Here is a 16,862-nt window from a genome sequence, read left to right as displayed (position 1 = left end):
GCAAAGGAAAGACAATTTATCCACGGCAGTGGATATGTTTGTGGCGAGATTTCGCGAGTGTTCCATATTCTGTCCACAAAATAACGCAACTGTGTGTAATCCTGTGGATAAATTCTGGAGGGGTGGCACATTTTCCGCAGCGACATGCCGCGTCTCCCACAGATTTTCTTCAACAATCCACAAAGGTGTGGATAAACTTGTGGTTTGTTTGCTGGGGTATGTGTCCGAGGTGAGAGCGCAGGTGTGGACAAAATTGAAAACCTCAGATAAGGCGACTGTCAGATATTGCATTGCGGAATGACCTTTAATAGATATGTTTTGGCGTGAGAAGCTATGCACATCTTCGGTGTAATACGAGTCTGCTGAGCTCGTGCTGTGCGCTGGCAGGTGTATGGGCAATTAGGTGCAAACATCTTAAGAACTCCACAAACAGTGTTTCGGAAGATCCACGCCGAGAGAATCTGTATCTGAAATTTTGCTTGTTATACCTTGGTATTGCAGATTCTGGTTTCGGCATAGCTGTGCTCCTATATACCGCAGAACAAGAAAATACTCTGCCCCTGTTCATCACGTGACCAGCGTCGAAACACCGGCTATCTGCGAGTAACCTCCAAAGTACTTTTATTGAGGAGGGTAGGCTGATGATTAAAACAACTCATGTGGGTTCATTACCGCGTTCTGCTGCGTTGTTAGCAGCTAATAATCGTCGAGCTGACTGCGCGATATTGGATGAAGAGTTCGACGATATTGTTCAACGAGAGGTCGCAGATGTCGTTGCACGTCAGAAAGCCATTGGCATAGATATTGTCAACGATGGTGAGTACGGTCATATAATGCGCGAAACTGTGGATTATGGGGCGTGGTGGTTCTACTCCTTCACTCGCTTGAGTGGCATTTCTTTCCGGGATAGCTCGGCATGGGATGCCACGAGCCCGAAACTATCACGGCCGGGTCATATCCAGTTGACGTCTTTTGATGATCGCAGAGATCGCAAACCATTTGCGCAGGCATATGCTGACCCGACATCTGGAATCCATACCGCCGCCAAAACGCCTCGTCGTGCTCCGGTTTTTACCGAGGAGATCCGGTATATCGGGCACGATGCGGCGCGCAGGGATATTGCCGCATTACAGCAGGCAATGGCAGAAAATCAGGTATCAGAAGGATTTATTGCGGCGCTATCCCCAGGATCTGCGGCGCGGTTGCGCGATGAATTCTATGGTGATGAATCCGCTTTGCTGACGGCGTGCGCGGATGCGATGGCTGAGGAATACAAGATCATCACAGATGCGGGATTGACGGTTCAAATTGATGCTCCAGATTTGGCGGAATCGTGGGATCAGATCAATCCAGAGCCGACCGTGGATGATTATTGTGCCTGGTTGCAGGGGAGAATTGACGCTATTAATCACGCGTTACGCGGTATTGATCCACAGCGTGTCCGTCTGCATATCTGTTGGGGGTCATGGCATGGGCCGCATACGACAGATATTCCCTTCGAGGTTATTGTGGATCAATGTCTGCAGGTCAATGCGGGATCTTTCTCCTTTGAGGCTGCCTCGGGGCGGCATGCGCACGAGTGGCGGGTTTGGCAAGGGGATCGGCTTCCGTCGGAGCGTAAAATTGTGCCAGGCGTAATATCGCATTCGACGAATATCGTTGAGCACCCGCAGCTAGTGGCGGATCGGCTTATTCGGTTTGCAGAGCTGGTTGGGCCGGATCGCGTTATTGCTTCTACCGATTGTGGCCTGGGTGGGCGAATTCATGAGCAGATTGCTTGGGCGAAATTGGAGTCGTTGGCGGCTGGGGCGCGGATTGCGAATGAATATTTTGCATAGGTGCTGAGGGCTTGCGTTGTGGAATAGGCGCGGTAGACTGACGTGCTGACGTGCTGACGTGCTGACGTGCTGACGTGCTGACGTGCTGACGTGCTGACGTGCTGACGTGCTGACGTGCTGACGTGCTGACGTGCTGACGTGCTGACGTGCTGAGGACGTATTATGCACATGCGGTGGGGTGGCAGCGCGTTGCGTCATGTGTAATTAACAAGCTGGGATCGGCCTGCACGCACTACTCGAAATTTTCTCGGTAGCCAGCTACATTAGAGCGGAGGGGTGCGAGGAGCGCTCCGGCGAGCACAGTGTAAGGAGCGTTCATGAGCGAAGTTATGCCCGCACAGTTTGAGCGTGTTCCGCCGCAGAATCTTGACGCGGAACGCTCGGTGCTCGGCGCTATGATGTTGAGCAAGGATGCTATCGCAACCGCATTTGAGATCGTGCGTGTCGATGATTTCTATCGTCCGGCACATGCGGAAATCTTTGCAACGATTTTGGATTTGTATGGGCGGGGCGAAGCTGCTGACGCCATCACTGTTGCGGCCGAACTCAATAAAAATGGCAAGTTAGAGCGGGTTGGTGGGCGCGCATATATTGGCGATCTCGTCGTCGGTATCACCACCTATGCCAATGTTGATTATTATGCGCGAATTGTGCGGGAACAGGCTCAATTACGGACGCTTATTGATGTGGGCACGCGCATTACGCAACTGGGTTACAGCACTGATGGATATGACGCGACTCAGTTAATCAATATGGCGCAAGCAGAAGTTTTTGCGATGACGGAGTCGCGCAGTTCCAATGATTACGCGATTTTACGGGAAATGCTCCCGGACGTCCTGCATGAAATTGAGGCGAATTCTCGTCGAGAAGGTATGGCGGGATTGCCGACGGGTTTTGCAGATCTTGATGAATATCTCAATGGGCTACGTTCTTCGCAGATGATTATTGTGGCTGCGCGTCCGGGCGTCGGTAAATCCACCTTAGCGATGGATTTTTGCCGAAATATCGCTATCCGGCAAAAGCAGCCGGTGGCGTTCTTCTCGCTTGAAATGAACCGCGTTGAATTAGTTATGCGCGTGTTGGCAGCAGAGAGTGAAATTTCGCTGTCGTCGTTGATTAAGGGGGAGCTGACCCCGCGGCAATGGGAGATCGTTGCGCAGAAGATTGAGGAAATTGCTAACGCGCCGATGTACGTCGATGATTCACCGAATCTGACGATGATGGAGATTCGCGCGAAGGCCCGCCGGATGCGTCAACAGCATGGCATTGAAATGATCGTTATTGATTATTTGCAGCTTATGACTTCTGGTGGGAGAACGCCGGAATCTCGCCAGCAGGAAGTGTCGGAATTTTCTCGCGCGATTAAACTGCTGGCAAAGGAGTTGGAGATTCCGATTATTGCGATTTCTCAGCTCAATCGTGATCCGGAGCGTCGGACGGATAAGCGCCCACAGGTTTCTGATTTGCGTGAATCTGGTTCTTTGGAGCAAGACGCTGATGTGGTGTTGTTGATTCATCGTCAAGAGAATCGTGATGAGCCGGCTGGTGATCCCACGGCTGAGGTTATTATCGGTAAAAACCGTGCCGGGCGCACCGGAATCGCAGAGTTGGCATTCCAAGGGCACTATGCGCGGTTCGCTAATTTTGCTGCGGATTACGGGGATATGTAGTGCAGTAACCGCTGTGAAGATGGTGCTCTGGGCTTAGCGTCTGCGTGGGCATGGAGCGCACGTATTGCTTGGCTGTTGTTTAGGGGCGCGTTCTCGTAATTGAGGGTGAGAGCATTCCTGGAATGACGAAACGTGTGCTAACTTTCAGCCAGGTCGGCGGCGAGCCGCGTGAAAAAGGTGCGTTGGAATTCTAGGCAGTCGATCCACAGTTCGTTAGCGGTTGCGGTTGCAGTTGGTAGCGTAAAGCCGGTATCTAAGATCTGTAGATACGAGTCAATAAATTCGCGTTGTTCGCGGGTGGATAGATCCATGAATGCTCGATATTTTAAGGTATCGGCGATGCGGTAGGCGGAAAATCGGTCAATATTATCGCAATCGCCGATGGAACGAGCGAGAGTCGTGGGTTCGCTATCGAAAATGAGGTAGGGGTTTGCGTGGGCGTCTGCGAGAGTCCCCTGATCGTCGCTAGATAAATAGCCATATTCAGCAGTACGTGGATTGGCGCGATCATCAACGTGCATTGCGATACCAAGGATGATCTCATCGGCATGTGGGCCGTGATAGCCGCATTCGGCAAAGAAATCACGGACGATAATGGCTCCAGCGCGACCATGATCGACGTGTGCAACTGCGTCATATTTGCCGACGTCATGTAGCAGGCAGCCAAGTTCTAGAACGTCAACAGGTAGCCCTTCAGCGGCAGCTACCCGACGTCCGATTCGGGCTACTCGGAGGCAGTGCTCGAAACGATAGCGCTGTTCTGCGGCGGAGGCCTTAGTATTCGCCAGATGGGTGCGCAATAGCTCGGTGGCGCGCGTAATGAGATCGGCGGCCTGAACCTCTGACATAAAGCATCCTTTCTTACAGATACGCTCGGGGAGGGGCGGCGCTCCGCTTCCTATGCTGTTACGGGTGCGCGCTCATCGGCAAAGAGGAGAGCAGTGCGCACCCGTCAGGGTCAAGTGTACCCTCGGGAAGCGCCGGAGGTATGTTGCGCGCGGGCGCCTCCTCACGGGTGTGCCTGCTGCCCGCCCGCGCTTATATAAGAGGCGCTTCCCGAGCGTGCCATTTCCTCTGGCCTGCATGGCCGACGAAAGGTTCTGCATGACCGCGTACCTGAACCCGTGATCGCCACAGCAGAAACCCGCGCGAATACGCAGTAAAAGCAGACGCCAACCCCGCGCCAGAGATGTCGGTGGTAGACCTGCCCTTTCGGCCATGCATTTTGCCATGCAGGCCAGAGCGCGTCGCTCCCGTATATTCTGCGGAGCGCCGCCCGGCAACCCACAGTCAGGCATGGCGCAGCACCCGCGCCGTGCCTGACTGCGCCGGCTTATTCGGCTACCGCCGAATAAGCCCCCTGCCACACCGTGTTGAACGGGGTATTTGCAGGGACTTGTTCGTGGATTCCGGCTGTTACGAAATCTTTGGCGGTGGTGACTGCGCAGATGACGTCTGCTCCCTTAGCGAGCTCGGCGGTGATAGCTGCCGCGAGTGTGCAACCAGCCCCGGAAACGCGGCTGGTGCCGCACTTTGGCTTGCTCAGCACGGTGATGTCACTGCCATCCCAGATGACGTCAACGGCGTCATCTCCAGGGAAATCAATGCCACCTTTAACGACGACGGTCTGTGGCCCGTAATCGCTGATTCGCTTCGCGGCTTCGCTCAGATCTGCAATTGTTTCCAGCTTTTCCAGCCCTGATAACAACTGCGCCTCAAATAGATTCGGGGTGGTAACTGTGGCCAGCGGCAGGATCTTTTCTTTCAAAGCATTATCGGTATCGAGAGCTTGACCAGGCTCTTGACCTTTACAGATCAGAACGGGATCAACGACGATATTGCGCCACTTTTGCTGCCCTAATCCAGCGGCAACAGTTTCGATTGTCTGCGGAGTGCCGAGCATGCCGATCTTAACGGTGTCGAGATGCTGATGAGCCATAGCGGCTTCCATCTGGTCGTGGATAACCTCGGGGGCAACCGGAACGAAGCGGTGATTCCAATTATTCTTCGGATCGAATGAGACAATACAGGTCAGCGTCCCTAAACCATAGACGCCGAGTGCGTGGAAGGTCTTGAGATCAACTTGAAAACCAGCACCTCCGGTAGCTTCTGAACCGGCGATGGTATATGCAAACGAAACCATGAGACTCCTTCAATAAGCACTGCGAGATGAGTAGCGTATCTGCCCTTTGATTATAGGCGTGCGTTAACCTGATCTGAGGTGTCGGCGATTACGCCTGTCGCTTGAACAACAATCAGAATATTTCTGGATAAGCCCGACGAGAGAGTCGCGCCACCGCCGAGGTAAAAAGTAATAAAACAGTGTGATAGCACAATCGGTACAACACTTTCCCGCACTACCCTTCATACTGAGCAGCAGCAATGCAGCAAAATCTCAGGGTAATTGGATGATTGCAGGCTATTATCCAATTACCCTGAGATGCTTCACCGCCGTATCGGTATAAAAAGTCAGAGTGCCTCCCAAGGATCCGCCTAGGACACATTGCGCAGCGTTTCTGCTTGGGCGTATGCGATTTCCAGAACGCGCAGTTACTAGGAATACTCGTTCATGTGTTAGAGCCGCGAAAAGACGTCAGGATGCTGGCCGGTTCGCCCGTCTTCCCCTTTATCTAACTCATCAATCCGAGCAATATCTTCCTCAGATAGCACACATTCGGCGGCAAGGAAATTCTCTCGTTGCCGCTCTTCGTGCGTGGATTTCGGAATAGCAATATAGCCTTTGGCAAGATGCCAGGCTAAAACGACCTGCGCGGGAGTGATCTCTAACCGTCGGCCAATATCCGTGATCGTGGCATCTTGCAGCACTCGACCCCGCCCTAAGGGCGACCAGGATTCTACAGCGATCCCGTGCTCCTGGCAGTAGCTAGCAAGTTCACGATTTTGGAAATACGGGTGCAATTCGATTTGATTCACCGCTGGAACGGTCTGCGCCCCAGCTAAGAGCTTATCGAGATGATGTGTTTCAAAATTAGAAACCCCGATAGTTCGCGCGCGTCCGTCGGCAAGGAATTCTTCCATGACGCGGAACGTCGTGACAAAATCGCTGTTGTAATACATTGGCATAGGCCAGTGGATCAAGAACAGATCCACATAAGAGGTCTGCAGATCCTGCAAGGATTGAGTGAAAGTTCGGCGAACATCATCCGGCAGATGATTAGGCGTATTGAGTTTCGTGGTAATAAAAAGATCACGCCGCGAGATCCCCGCACCGATGGCGTTAGCTAAGGCCTGCCCGATTCCGGCTTCATTTCGATACATCTGCGCAGTATCAATATGGCGGTAACCGAGGCGCAAGGCGCTGGCAATAACATCCGACGCCTGCTCAGGATCAACCAAATATGTGCCAAATCCTAACTGGGGAATAGTGACGGATTCCGATAGTGGCACATTGACGATCATGACTAACTCACTTTCCCACAAGATACGAGCGACCAGCTCTCCTGGCTGCTTCCCTAATCTGACTCCAGTCTATCGAGCCGCCAGCGCGTTATAGGTAACGGTTTGCTATTAGCTAGAGTCACCGTCTGATATGTGAAAACGATGATCGGATATATGGGCTGACGTGAGAGCGGCGGCCTACTAACAATGACCTACTAACAATGACCTACCAACAATGCACTCTGCACTGCACGCATAACATGACCGGCGGCCTACCAAACAATGCCGTATGCCGCTACCTATAACGCAGCATGCCATGCCGCCACCCAGCGAGGTATTACGAATTCTCGGTGTCTTCAGAACGCAGCCTCGGCAACGTATTGCGCTCGGGATGGAAACCAGAGGTTTGCCGGTAATATTCGCGAATGACGTCCATATCCGCAGCGACGTCACCACTGAGCGTGATAGTTTTCGTCCAACCATACGATTTACGCTGTGAATCAATATATGCCAAGGTGACGGGCAGCCCGGAGTTTAGGGCAATATAGTAAAACCCTGACTTCCAATACTCGCGCTGTTTGCGCGTGCCCTCTGGCGCTAACACCAGTTGGAAAGGTCCGTCCGTCGCGCGAAGCTGATCGGCGATATCGCTGACCATGCCGGAGGCGGCAGAACGATTAACGCCGATACCGCCAACAGCACGAATGATTGGCCCGATTGGGCCGCGAGCGAGGGAATCTTTCACCAAGAATTTGAACGGCATATCCAAATCCCACATGGCCATCAGCATGAACCAGCCGTCCCAATATGAGGTGTGGTAGGCGCCGATGATGATTCCCTTTTCAGGTAGGGGGCTAATCGGTTCAAAATTCCATCGGGAGAACTTCTGATAGGTCCGCGAGATAAAACGTTTGATTCCCATGATTTTCTCACTTTCTGACCTGCAATATCAGGCTTTCTGAGTGGTAGCGTCGGCGGGCAGACTTGGCGTGCCCACCGCGTGCCAGTGATTGCGGATATGTCACTGGTGTGGGCGAGCTAATTCTTCTTGAATAATCTCATTAAGCGTATCGGATGGAACATTGCCAGGGACGAACGAGTATCCAATCAGGAAAGCTGGCGTGCCAGTGATACCCAGCGTGCCGGTGAGATAGGTCTTGCGTTCGTTGACTTTTGCGACCGTCTCTGGCGAGGTCATATCCGCAGTAAATGCGTTAATATCAGGGACGCCGATTTCTTGGGCAATCTTGATGATGCCCTCTTGTGAGAGGTCAGCTGGTTTCTGGGCGGCACGTGCCGAGAAAATGTAGTTGAAATACTCGAAGAACTTTCCTTGTTTAGCGGCGGCTTCTGCTCCTTGTGCGGCCAGTACTGAGGCATCCCCTAAAATCGGGAGATTGTTGTACTCGATACGGGCTTTTCCAGAATCGGCAAGCTGCTGGAGTTGATCTTTGTGCTCTACCGCAGATTCTGCACAGTGCACGCACTGGAAGTCGTAATAAATTTCAATGACGAGGGGAGCATCGACTGGGCCAATAGCCATCGGATCGCCTGCCGCCCGCCGCCACTGCTTCTCGATCAGCGCGCGAATCTCCGGATTATCGTAATTGCTTGCCGACTTTGAGGACGGATCCTCGGATGGCTCTCCCGAAGCGGTGTTATCCGACTCCTTTGGCGCATCTGTGCTGTGCGATGCCGTCGTGCTAGGAGAATCCGAACCAGCCTGCGGATCAGATTTTCCTCCGTGGCGGTTGACCAAAATTGCAATAACAACGAGAACAACCATTAGCAGAGCAAGGATCACCGATCCGATAATGCGCTTGTTTCGCCGTGAGGAATTCACTGACGATGAAGCAGGAGATTGCATCGTAGGCAATTCAGACATGATGATCCTTTCGTTGAGGTGCGTCGGGAGGAGAACTCTTCAACACACAATAATCCGTCATCCCTTGTAAGCCTAGAGGACGAAACGGAAAGCCGGCGAATTAGGCTCCAACTTTTCAATATCGAGTTCGGAGGCGTGCATACGTTCGAGCAGGGCGTCAATACCGGCAGGATCGTCAATTTCGATACCGACGAGTGCTGGCCCCATATCGCGATTATTTTTCTTCGTGTACTCGAATTGGATGATGTCTTCCCCGTCGGAGAGCACGTCATCCAGGAATCCGCGCAAAGCTCCCGGTTTTTGTGGGAATGTGACGAGGAAATAGTGGCGCAACCCTTCGTGGATCATGGAGCGCTCAGCAATATCGTCATAGCGCAAAACGTCGTTATTTCCTCCGGAAACGATACAGGCAACTGGGCCTTCCGGCAGATAGTCGTTGACATATCCGCGCAAGGCGGCGCTCGCGAGCGCACCGGCTGGCTCAGTGATAATCCCCTCGACGTGGTATAGATCCAGCATCTCCGAGCAGATTGCCCCCTCTGGCACGGTGATGACGTGATCGCATAGCTCTTGTACCAGGGCGAACGTCAGATCTCCGACGCGAGCAACGGCAGTGCCATCAGCAAAGGTGTCAATATCGCTCAGGGTTTGGGGTGCACCTGCGTCAAGGGCGGCGCGCATGGAGGCCGCTCCGGCTGGTTCGACGCCGATGACCGTCACGTCCGGATGGAACTGCTTAATCCAGGCCAGCGTTCCAGCGAGTAAACCGCCGCCGCCAACCGGCACAAGAACACTGGCGGGTTGCTGTGGGACTTGGCTGAAAATTTCTTTAACGACGGTTCCCTGACCGGCAATGGTTCGCGGATCGTCAAAAGGATGGATGTAGGTTGCTCCTACTTCTTTGGCGTAGCTGATTGCGGCTTGTGAGGATTCGTCAAAGGTTGAGCCCACAATTTGTAAGGTCACCCATTCGCCGCCAATATCGGCAATGCGGGAACGCTTCTGGCGCGGAGTGGTGGATGGGATGAATATCGTGCCAGGGATTTGCTTATTGTGGCAGGCAAAAGCCACCCCTTGTGCGTGATTACCGGCTGAGGCGCATACGACTCCGTGGCGCACGTCCTGTGCAGATAGCCCAGAGATGACGTTATATGCCCCTCGCACTTTATATGAGCGCCCGACTTGGATATCCTCACGTTTGAGATAGACGGGATAGCCGCACATATTGCTGAGCCGCGCTGAGGGTTCGCACGGGGTGGTGCGCACGGTTTGACCGAGGGTTTGTGCGGCGACGACAACGTCGGTACCGCTTACGCGCTGTGTATCCATACAACTCCATTTTTCGATGACGGGATTCAGTGTGCCAAATTTCGCCGTCACGTTCCGTCATAGTTCACAACTCGATATGGGATAAACCCCGTATATTAGGCTAGCTGGATCGTGGAAGAAGAACAATGCGGCGAGGTATGGGCGTTGAAGCTCAGGCGATGGGGGGGGTAAAGGCTGTGGAAATACCCCCAGATTATCCGCATGAGCCCAGCTTTAACCGCTAGGGTGAAGATATGAGTGCGCAAGAGCGGGAATACTCCTTTGAGTTTGAGCGGAAGTTCCTCGTCCGGGAACTACCGGAAGGGGTGCGCGAACACGGTTCGCCGCAGGCAATTATCCAGGCGTATGTTTTTGCAGAAGCGGGATACGCCATTCGGGTGCGAGTCTCTTTCCGAGGAGTGACCTTCACGCATGAGCCATTTGACTGGGCGACAGACCAGGTCGGCGCCTACGAGCGGCGGCTTTTGCGCTCTGTTATGAAAGATAATGCCGATCAGGCGGTAGCGACGATTGCGGTGAAGTCTCCGTCCGTCAACGGGGAACGCTATGAAATGGAATCTGAACTAGATCCCGACGTGGCGGTACAGATCATCCAGCGAGCGAATCGAGTGGTAGCGAAAACTCGGCACTCATTGTGGGTCAACGAGGATGGCTGGGAGTTCGACGTATTCGTCGGGCAAAACGAAGGTTTAATCATCGCAGAAATTGAACGATTAACGCCGGTGGTCGATTTAGTGATTCCCGAGTTTTGTTGTACGGAAGTGACGGCAGATCCGCGTTTTACTAACGACGCGCTATCCAAAGAGCCGTGGCATAACTGGGACGCCATGTTTTTGCAGGAATTAACTCAGCGCGGGCCATTCTTCTTGGATTTGCGGCACGGCTGACACGGGAATGCGTTAATAGCTACTCCCTCCTAAGGATGATGTGCCGCTATCACTTGCGGGCAATAATGAATACATGAATCGTCGTCAATCTGCTACGAATGTGCCACTTGCCGTGATATGCGTCGGTTTAGTGCTGCTTGTCGTAGTGGGTTTCGTTATCGGCTGGTATCACATGGATCGCACGGAGAATGTGGCGGTATCACCAGCAACGAATTATGAGACGCACGAATTGGAATCTATTGAGTCCTACCGCAGTCAATACGTGGGGAATAACTCCAATACGGTCAATCTCATCAATGCCTTGCCGTTAGCTGATCGAGTGCAACGGATAGAGATTTTAGGGCAGGATGTGGTCATCACGCTTGGTCCGGATCTGAATACGGATGACGACGAGACGGTGGCGCCCAATGTGCTCTATTCCGCAATTGCCATCATGGCCAGTATCGATAACGTGCGCTCGGTTATGTACGATACCCCCTCGTCCTCTTATGTTGTCTCGCGTGACGATGTTGAAGCTCGTTTTGGCGCGCCATTAAGCGGATTGCTGGAAAATGAGGAGAAGTGGCAAGGCATGCGCAACGTGATCCCGATGGAAGTTTCCAGCCTGGTGAAATGATCTGGCGGCGCCGGCAGAAAAATTGCCGGAAATCTCTGCCGAAAATCAGTTGACACTACTGGCAATATCGCAAATACTATTCATGTAAAGCGTGCGCACCCATTATGGTGGGGCGCGGGTGGTTGCAGTAGCGATGATATATCTGAGGTGAGCAGATCCATCGCTTCCACCCAAACGGGCTGGCACGAGGAGTTTGCTGTCCTCTCGTGCTAGCCCGTTTTTTATCTACCACCGCTGCGCGATCTTTTCTCGCGGCAGCTAGAATCGTCGGTATGCAGTCACTGTCTTCCATACATCCCGATGCGCCCCGCATGTTGACCGCCTCGGCGCTGATGTCTGCCCCGATTGATCTGGAGGCGGCCGTACAACGATTCGCCTTGCTGTGGTCAGAGAAAATCGAACCAAGCTGGGAGAGCGCAACTGGCAGTGACGGGGTAGAACAGCGCATATTGCACTGTGAAACTCGGGGAGTGCATATCCTGCTTACACCGGTCAATATGCCGCTGGTGGTAGCGGGCACGCTCCCGGAACACTGCTTTTATGTGGCGGCAACCTTCTACGCGCCCCCAACCGTCGGCACCCAAACCAGGTACGAGGGCGAATCGGCACACGATACAGAACTAGGGCCATTGCATTTTCGGCATCGTATGGTGGACGCGCACGTCGTCATGACCGAACTAATGGACGCAATGATGCGCGAACCGGCCGCCGTGGGGGTGTATCGAGAAGAACTCGGCGTCGTCCTGCCTCCCACAATGGTGACGAATTTTGCCAATCTCCTCACCCAAGGGCAGCCCCCTATTCCCTTATGGGTGAACTGCCGGGTACAACGCCCAGACCTCAGCTTCGGACGCACCTTTGGTTTGCCCTGTTTTGGCCATCTGGATCTACAAGTACGTGAATCTACCCACGGTGAAGATGACGTCTACGATCTGCTATCCAATATCGCCTCCTACATCATCACCAGCGATACCCACCTACTACCAGGGCAAACCTTTGGAATGTCAGCCGATCAGCCCATCGGGATCTCCCAAGAAATCTCCCATGTGGACGGCGCCAGCGTTATTCGTCTCGATTTTTAAGGATGCTGCGCTTCGGCAAGAAGGTGCTACCATAATCGCGAACGTGTGAGTGATCCGCGTTCCGGGCGGATACGTCCGTGTGTGGGTGGTGGCAGCGCCCGGCAGAATCATCAGTCTACGTGTTGCGTCATATCCTGATATGCGCACCCATTGTTCTCTGGAGTTCATCATGGCGTCTGCCGAAACGATTCGTTATGCGCGTGTGCGTTTTAGCCACTATGAAATTTTTCTTGCACTGTTTATTGCCTGCCTGCTGTTGTCGAATATCGCGGCAACGAAGCTGATCTCGGCCGGTCCACTCGTTTTTGATGGTGGGGCAATCCTGTTCCCCCTCACCTACGTCATCGGTGATGTGCTCGCAGAGGTCTACGGCTTCCGCGGTGCACGGCGGGCAATCATTCTCGGATTTTTAGCTTCCGCCCTGGGGTCGTTGACGTTCTGGCTCGTGGCGATCGCACCATCGGCAGCGGAATACACCGGTCAAGAGGCATTCGTGACGGTCTTAGGCGTGGTACCGCGTTTCGTTTTAGCCTCACTGCTGGGATATATCGCTGGGCAGCTACTGAACGCATACGTTTTGACCTGGATTAAAGATCACTGGGGAGAAAACCAACTTTGGGTTCGCCTGATCGGCTCGACCGTCGTCGGAGAATTCGCTGATACCATCATCTTCTGTATCGTGGCATGGATCGGCACGGTTTCCTGGGGAACGATCTTCAATCTGACGGGAACAGGATTTATTTATAAAGTGCTTGTCGAAGTGGCAATCCTTCCGATTACCTACCCAGTTATTCGTTGGGTAAAGGCCCATGAGCCGCACTATCAGGAAAGTTTGATGTGATATGAGTTTTACGCTGGGCACTCGCCTGCCAGATATGTTGGGGCGCACCGGGCGAATCGATACCCCGCACGGGTCAATCTGCACGCCAGCTTTTATTCCGGTTGGCACGAAAGCGACGGTCAAAGCGACCCTGCCCGATGCTATCGAGCAGGTGGGTGCGCAAGCGGTTCTATCCAACGCGTATCACCTATATTTGCAGCCTGGTTCCGATATTGTTGACGAGGCAGGGGGCCTCGGAAAATTCATGAATTGGTCGGGCCCGACTTACACGGACTCCGGCGGCTTTCAGGTGATGAGCCTGGGAGCCGGATTCAAAAAGGTTCTATCGGAGGAGTTTTCCGGTAAGGCGGTTGCCGATGACGCAGTTCGCGTCGGCAAAGAACGGCTTGCCCATGTGGATGATGACGGGGTGTGGTTCCGTTCCCATCTGAATGGCTCCTTACACCGATTCACTCCAGAGATCTCCATGCGAATCCAGCATGAGCTGGGGGCAGATATTATTTTTGCGTTCGACGAGTTGACCTCCATTATGCATTCGCGCAGTTATCAAGAGCAGGCATTGGAGCGAACCCGCCTGTGGGCGCAACGCTGTTTGGTTGCCCACCGTCAGCTCACGCAAGAGCGGGAAGGCAAGCCCTACCAACAGCTTTTTGGTGTGCTGCAAGGTGCGCAATACGAGGATTTGCGTCGGAAAGCCGCTCGTGATCTCGGGGCAATGGAAATGGACGGGCAGGTATTCGATGGTTTCGGTATCGGTGGCGCGTTAGAAAAAGAGAATCTGCGCAAAATCGTTTCGTGGGTGTGTGAGGAATTGCCGGAGGATCGCGCTCGCCACATGCTCGGTATTTCCGAGCCGGACGATTTCTTCAACTGTATTGAATCTGGCGCGGATACGTTTGATTGTGTGAATCCGTCGCGGGTGGCCCGCAATGCAGCTATCTATTCGCCTGATGGTCGGTTTAATATCACGCGAGCGCAGTTCCGCCGCGATTTTTCCCCGCTGGTTGAAGGCTGTGAGTGCTACACCTGCACGCATTATTCGAAAGCCTATATGCACCACGTATTCAAAGCGAAAGAAATGATCGCCTCGACTTTAGCCACGATTCACAACGAGTATTTCACCGTGCGCTTGGTTGATGGGATTCGCGAGGCGATTGACGGGGGATATTACGCTGAATACAAGGAAGAAACCTTGGGGCGTTTCTACGGCACGTCCACCCCGCGCAATGCGAGTGCGAATAGCTAAAATTCCCGCTGGGCGGCGTCGCGCAACGCTAACAAGGTGGCCTCGTCGGGAAATCCGGTAACGCGCAGCCGAGGTGGCCAGACTGATCTATCCATCATGAATCCGTCAGCCCAAATCTCTTGGGCAATGTGAAGCCGGATTGTGAGGGAAACCGACGGTTCTTTTTGCCAAGGAAATTCTGGGGCGGAACGGGTAAAAGTGATGAAGTCAGTGATCGGGATGGATCCTTCGCCGTCGCGAGCATCCCAGATGGTTGACGAGACGCGCTCCCCGTTTGCTAACTGGCGGGGATAGAATTCTTTGATAGTTCCAAATTCTCCCCACTGCTCCAAGAGTTTTCGTTGGGTGGCATATATGCGCTGACGGAAGGTGTTGCGCAAAGTGCCGAGAACTTCGGAGAGTTCATCGCCAGGCAAGGGGATCCATTCAGCCCAGCCGTCGGCAGCAACAGTGTGTGGCAGTGGGTAGAGCGCATGGGCGGAGTCGCGTTGATCTAAAAGGAGCTGGAAGAAATCAGCTAGGTGTGGATCGCCAGAAAAAACGATGAAGAGGCGGTAGGGCGAGGCAGGGACGAATAGGGGAATATCGTCAGGATGCTGTTCGGCAAGTTGCTGGGCTAACTGTTGGGCCATATCGACGTCGGCAAACCAAGAGGCTTGATAATGCTCAGGATCGGTAAAGCACAGGACGTGCGCTCCGGCAATATTCGTCACCCCAAGTGAGACGTGACTGGCTTCCGGGTCAGCGAGATAGCGCAGTTGCAGGATAGCTTCGCCCATCATCTCATGAACCTGCAGATCTTGATTCGGGAAATCGGAGTAGGAGAGCGGTTTGATGACGTCGGGTAGGTCGCGCGCTAAACCGACGCCGATGAAATCCGTCATTGGCAGATAGATGATGGAGTCGCGCTCGCGGTGTGAGGAGAGGAAGAGATCTGCTGAGCGCACGATAGGCATGAAGCCGGGTGCGTGCGTGGAGTCATTATCTTCGCCGTATTCCTCGCCATCTTCGTCAAGTTCGCCGGCAGTTTTCTCGCTAGTGGCGGCATCTTGTTCGGCGTAGGCGGCGCGGAGCTCATCTATTGGAAAATCAATTCCGCGCAGTTGTTCGGTAATGCGCCAAAATTCATCGTTTTCTGCCTGTGTGGACGGCACTGCGTCACTATGCGCGCAAGCGTCGCTTGTGGAGTGATTCTGTGCGGATGTGTCTTGCGGAGTTTTGCCCTGGCTGGTGTGCCTATGCTCTGCCGGGTGTGCTGTTTGTGGTTCTAACGCGCCAGCAGGCTCAGCGCAGGCCGAGGATGAATGGTTTCGCTCGATGGCAGCACTATCTGAGGTGTGCGGATCATCGGTGTCAGTCGGCTTATCACTATGGGGGTTATCGGCATTGGTTGGGGCGGCAGTGCTAGAGGTGCTATTCGCATCAGTATCAGGGTGGGAGCTGGCGTCGGAATGGGAACCGTCATCAATGCGGGAGTTGCTGGCGGTTGAGCTACTCGCCGAGCGGGTATGTGTTTCGCTGTTGGTTGGCTCACCGGAATTCGTGGGAGTTGCTGGCGACTGGGAAGGCGTTGAGGTGCTCGATATGGCCGTTGACGTATGTGGCGAATGGGAATCTGGATGTGATGGCTGGTGAGTGGGTTCCTTTTCCGACCCTGTCGGTGAAATATCGGCGGGTGGAAGCGAAGAATTACTTGCCGGCTGGGTGTGATCTGGCGTTTCTGGTTTCTTTTGCTCCTCATGTAGACCGGCAACTCCGATGGAGATGAGCCGGTTGAGTAGTTCTGTGCGCAGGGCTTCTGGAGCGTCAGCTTTGACCATGTGCCCTGGGCGGAACCGGAAAGTCTGCCCGTCAGGGAAAAGGATTTCAAGCCATTGCCCGTTAATATGCACCATTGCTTCGCGTAACTCAGGATGTTGGCTAGCAATGTGTAGGGCCCAGTTCATGAAATCCATGGCACTATTCTTTCACGTGCACCGATATTGGTGTAGTCGAGATAATTCATAATCGATCGACGAGAACCGCTAGACTGGCGTATGTATAAGTAAAACCGCTGGCTATGTGGTGCT

Annotated in this window: 14 protein-coding genes; 7 read left to right on the top strand and 7 right to left on the bottom strand. The window is 53.6% G+C overall.

Translation table 11 applies throughout. The features are described from left to right. The first annotated feature begins 638 nt into the window (after positions 1-638). The gene (locus ACLHIL_RS06760; protein ID WP_411297228.1) at positions 639-1,838 is read left to right on the top strand and encodes a cobalamin-independent methionine synthase II family protein; all 1,200 of its coding nucleotides are present in this window, start codon (positions 639-641) and stop codon (positions 1,836-1,838) included. Positions 1,839-2,155: 317 nt separating this feature from the next. Beyond that, the gene (dnaB, locus tag ACLHIL_RS06755) at positions 2,156-3,508 is read left to right on the top strand and encodes a replicative DNA helicase (protein WP_411297197.1); all 1,353 of its coding nucleotides are present in this window, start codon (positions 2,156-2,158) and stop codon (positions 3,506-3,508) included. A gap of 137 nt (positions 3,509-3,645) precedes the next feature. On the opposite strand, the gene ACLHIL_RS06750 is transcribed toward dnaB, so the two are convergent. From ACLHIL_RS06750 to ilvA, 6 genes are all read right to left on the bottom strand, one after another. Beyond that, positions 3,646-4,356: an HD domain-containing protein gene (locus tag ACLHIL_RS06750; protein ID WP_411297196.1), complete on the bottom strand. Its 711-nt coding sequence runs from the start codon at positions 4,354-4,356 to the stop codon at positions 3,646-3,648. 485 nt (positions 4,357-4,841) lie between these two features. Continuing rightward, entirely contained in the window at positions 4,842-5,651 is an 810-nt protein-coding gene (gene thiD, locus ACLHIL_RS06745) for a bifunctional hydroxymethylpyrimidine kinase/phosphomethylpyrimidine kinase (RefSeq protein ID WP_411297195.1), read from the bottom strand. A 431-nt stretch (positions 5,652-6,082) separates the two neighbouring features. Continuing rightward, positions 6,083-6,928, bottom strand: a complete 846-nt coding sequence (locus ACLHIL_RS06740) for an aldo/keto reductase (RefSeq protein WP_411297194.1) — start codon at positions 6,926-6,928, stop codon at positions 6,083-6,085. Between the two features lie 316 nt (positions 6,929-7,244). After that, positions 7,245-7,829, bottom strand: coding sequence for a 1-acyl-sn-glycerol-3-phosphate acyltransferase (locus tag ACLHIL_RS06735; RefSeq protein ID WP_411297193.1), 585 nt, complete (start codon positions 7,827-7,829; stop codon positions 7,245-7,247). 99 nt (positions 7,830-7,928) lie between these two features. Beyond that, complete coding sequence (locus ACLHIL_RS06730) at positions 7,929-8,792, bottom strand: DsbA family protein (RefSeq protein WP_411297192.1); 864 nt, start codon at positions 8,790-8,792, stop codon at positions 7,929-7,931. A 72-nt stretch (positions 8,793-8,864) separates the two neighbouring features. Further along, the gene (ilvA, locus tag ACLHIL_RS06725; protein ID WP_411297191.1) at positions 8,865-10,121 is read right to left on the bottom strand and encodes a threonine ammonia-lyase IlvA; all 1,257 of its coding nucleotides are present in this window, start codon (positions 10,119-10,121) and stop codon (positions 8,865-8,867) included. Positions 10,122-10,354: 233 nt separating this feature from the next. Between ilvA and ACLHIL_RS06720 the strand changes: the two genes are divergently transcribed. From ACLHIL_RS06720 to tgt, 5 genes are all read left to right on the top strand, one after another. Further along, positions 10,355-11,008 carry an adenylate cyclase gene (locus ACLHIL_RS06720; RefSeq protein ID WP_411297190.1) on the top strand — a complete coding sequence of 218 codons (654 nt, stop codon included), beginning with the start codon at positions 10,355-10,357 and terminating at the stop codon, positions 11,006-11,008. A 73-nt stretch (positions 11,009-11,081) separates the two neighbouring features. Continuing rightward, a complete protein-coding gene (locus ACLHIL_RS06715) occupies positions 11,082-11,624 on the top strand; it encodes a DUF4825 domain-containing protein (RefSeq protein ID WP_411297189.1) in 543 nt (180 codons plus the stop codon). A gap of 272 nt (positions 11,625-11,896) precedes the next feature. After that, complete coding sequence (locus ACLHIL_RS06710; protein WP_411297188.1) at positions 11,897-12,706, top strand: DUF4261 domain-containing protein; 810 nt, start codon at positions 11,897-11,899, stop codon at positions 12,704-12,706. A gap of 169 nt (positions 12,707-12,875) precedes the next feature. Beyond that, positions 12,876-13,547: a queuosine precursor transporter gene (locus ACLHIL_RS06705; RefSeq protein ID WP_411297187.1), complete on the top strand. Its 672-nt coding sequence runs from the start codon at positions 12,876-12,878 to the stop codon at positions 13,545-13,547. Between the two features lies 1 nt (position 13,548). Then, positions 13,549-14,793 carry a tRNA guanosine(34) transglycosylase Tgt gene (gene tgt, locus ACLHIL_RS06700; RefSeq protein WP_411297186.1) on the top strand — a complete coding sequence of 415 codons (1,245 nt, stop codon included), beginning with the start codon at positions 13,549-13,551 and terminating at the stop codon, positions 14,791-14,793. On the opposite strand, the gene ACLHIL_RS06695 is transcribed toward tgt, so the two are convergent. After that, the gene (locus tag ACLHIL_RS06695; protein WP_411297185.1) at positions 14,790-16,748 is read right to left on the bottom strand and encodes a hypothetical protein; all 1,959 of its coding nucleotides are present in this window, start codon (positions 16,746-16,748) and stop codon (positions 14,790-14,792) included. The two genes, tgt and ACLHIL_RS06695, sit on opposite strands and share 4 nt — an antisense overlap. Positions 16,749-16,862: the final 114 nt, after the last annotated feature.

The organism is Trueperella sp. LYQ143, from assembly GCF_046599595.1.
Lineage (GTDB): Bacteria > Actinomycetota > Actinomycetes > Actinomycetales > Actinomycetaceae > Trueperella.
The sequence above is the reverse complement of the archived record's forward strand: the minus strand, read 5'-3'. Positions and strand labels throughout refer to the sequence as shown.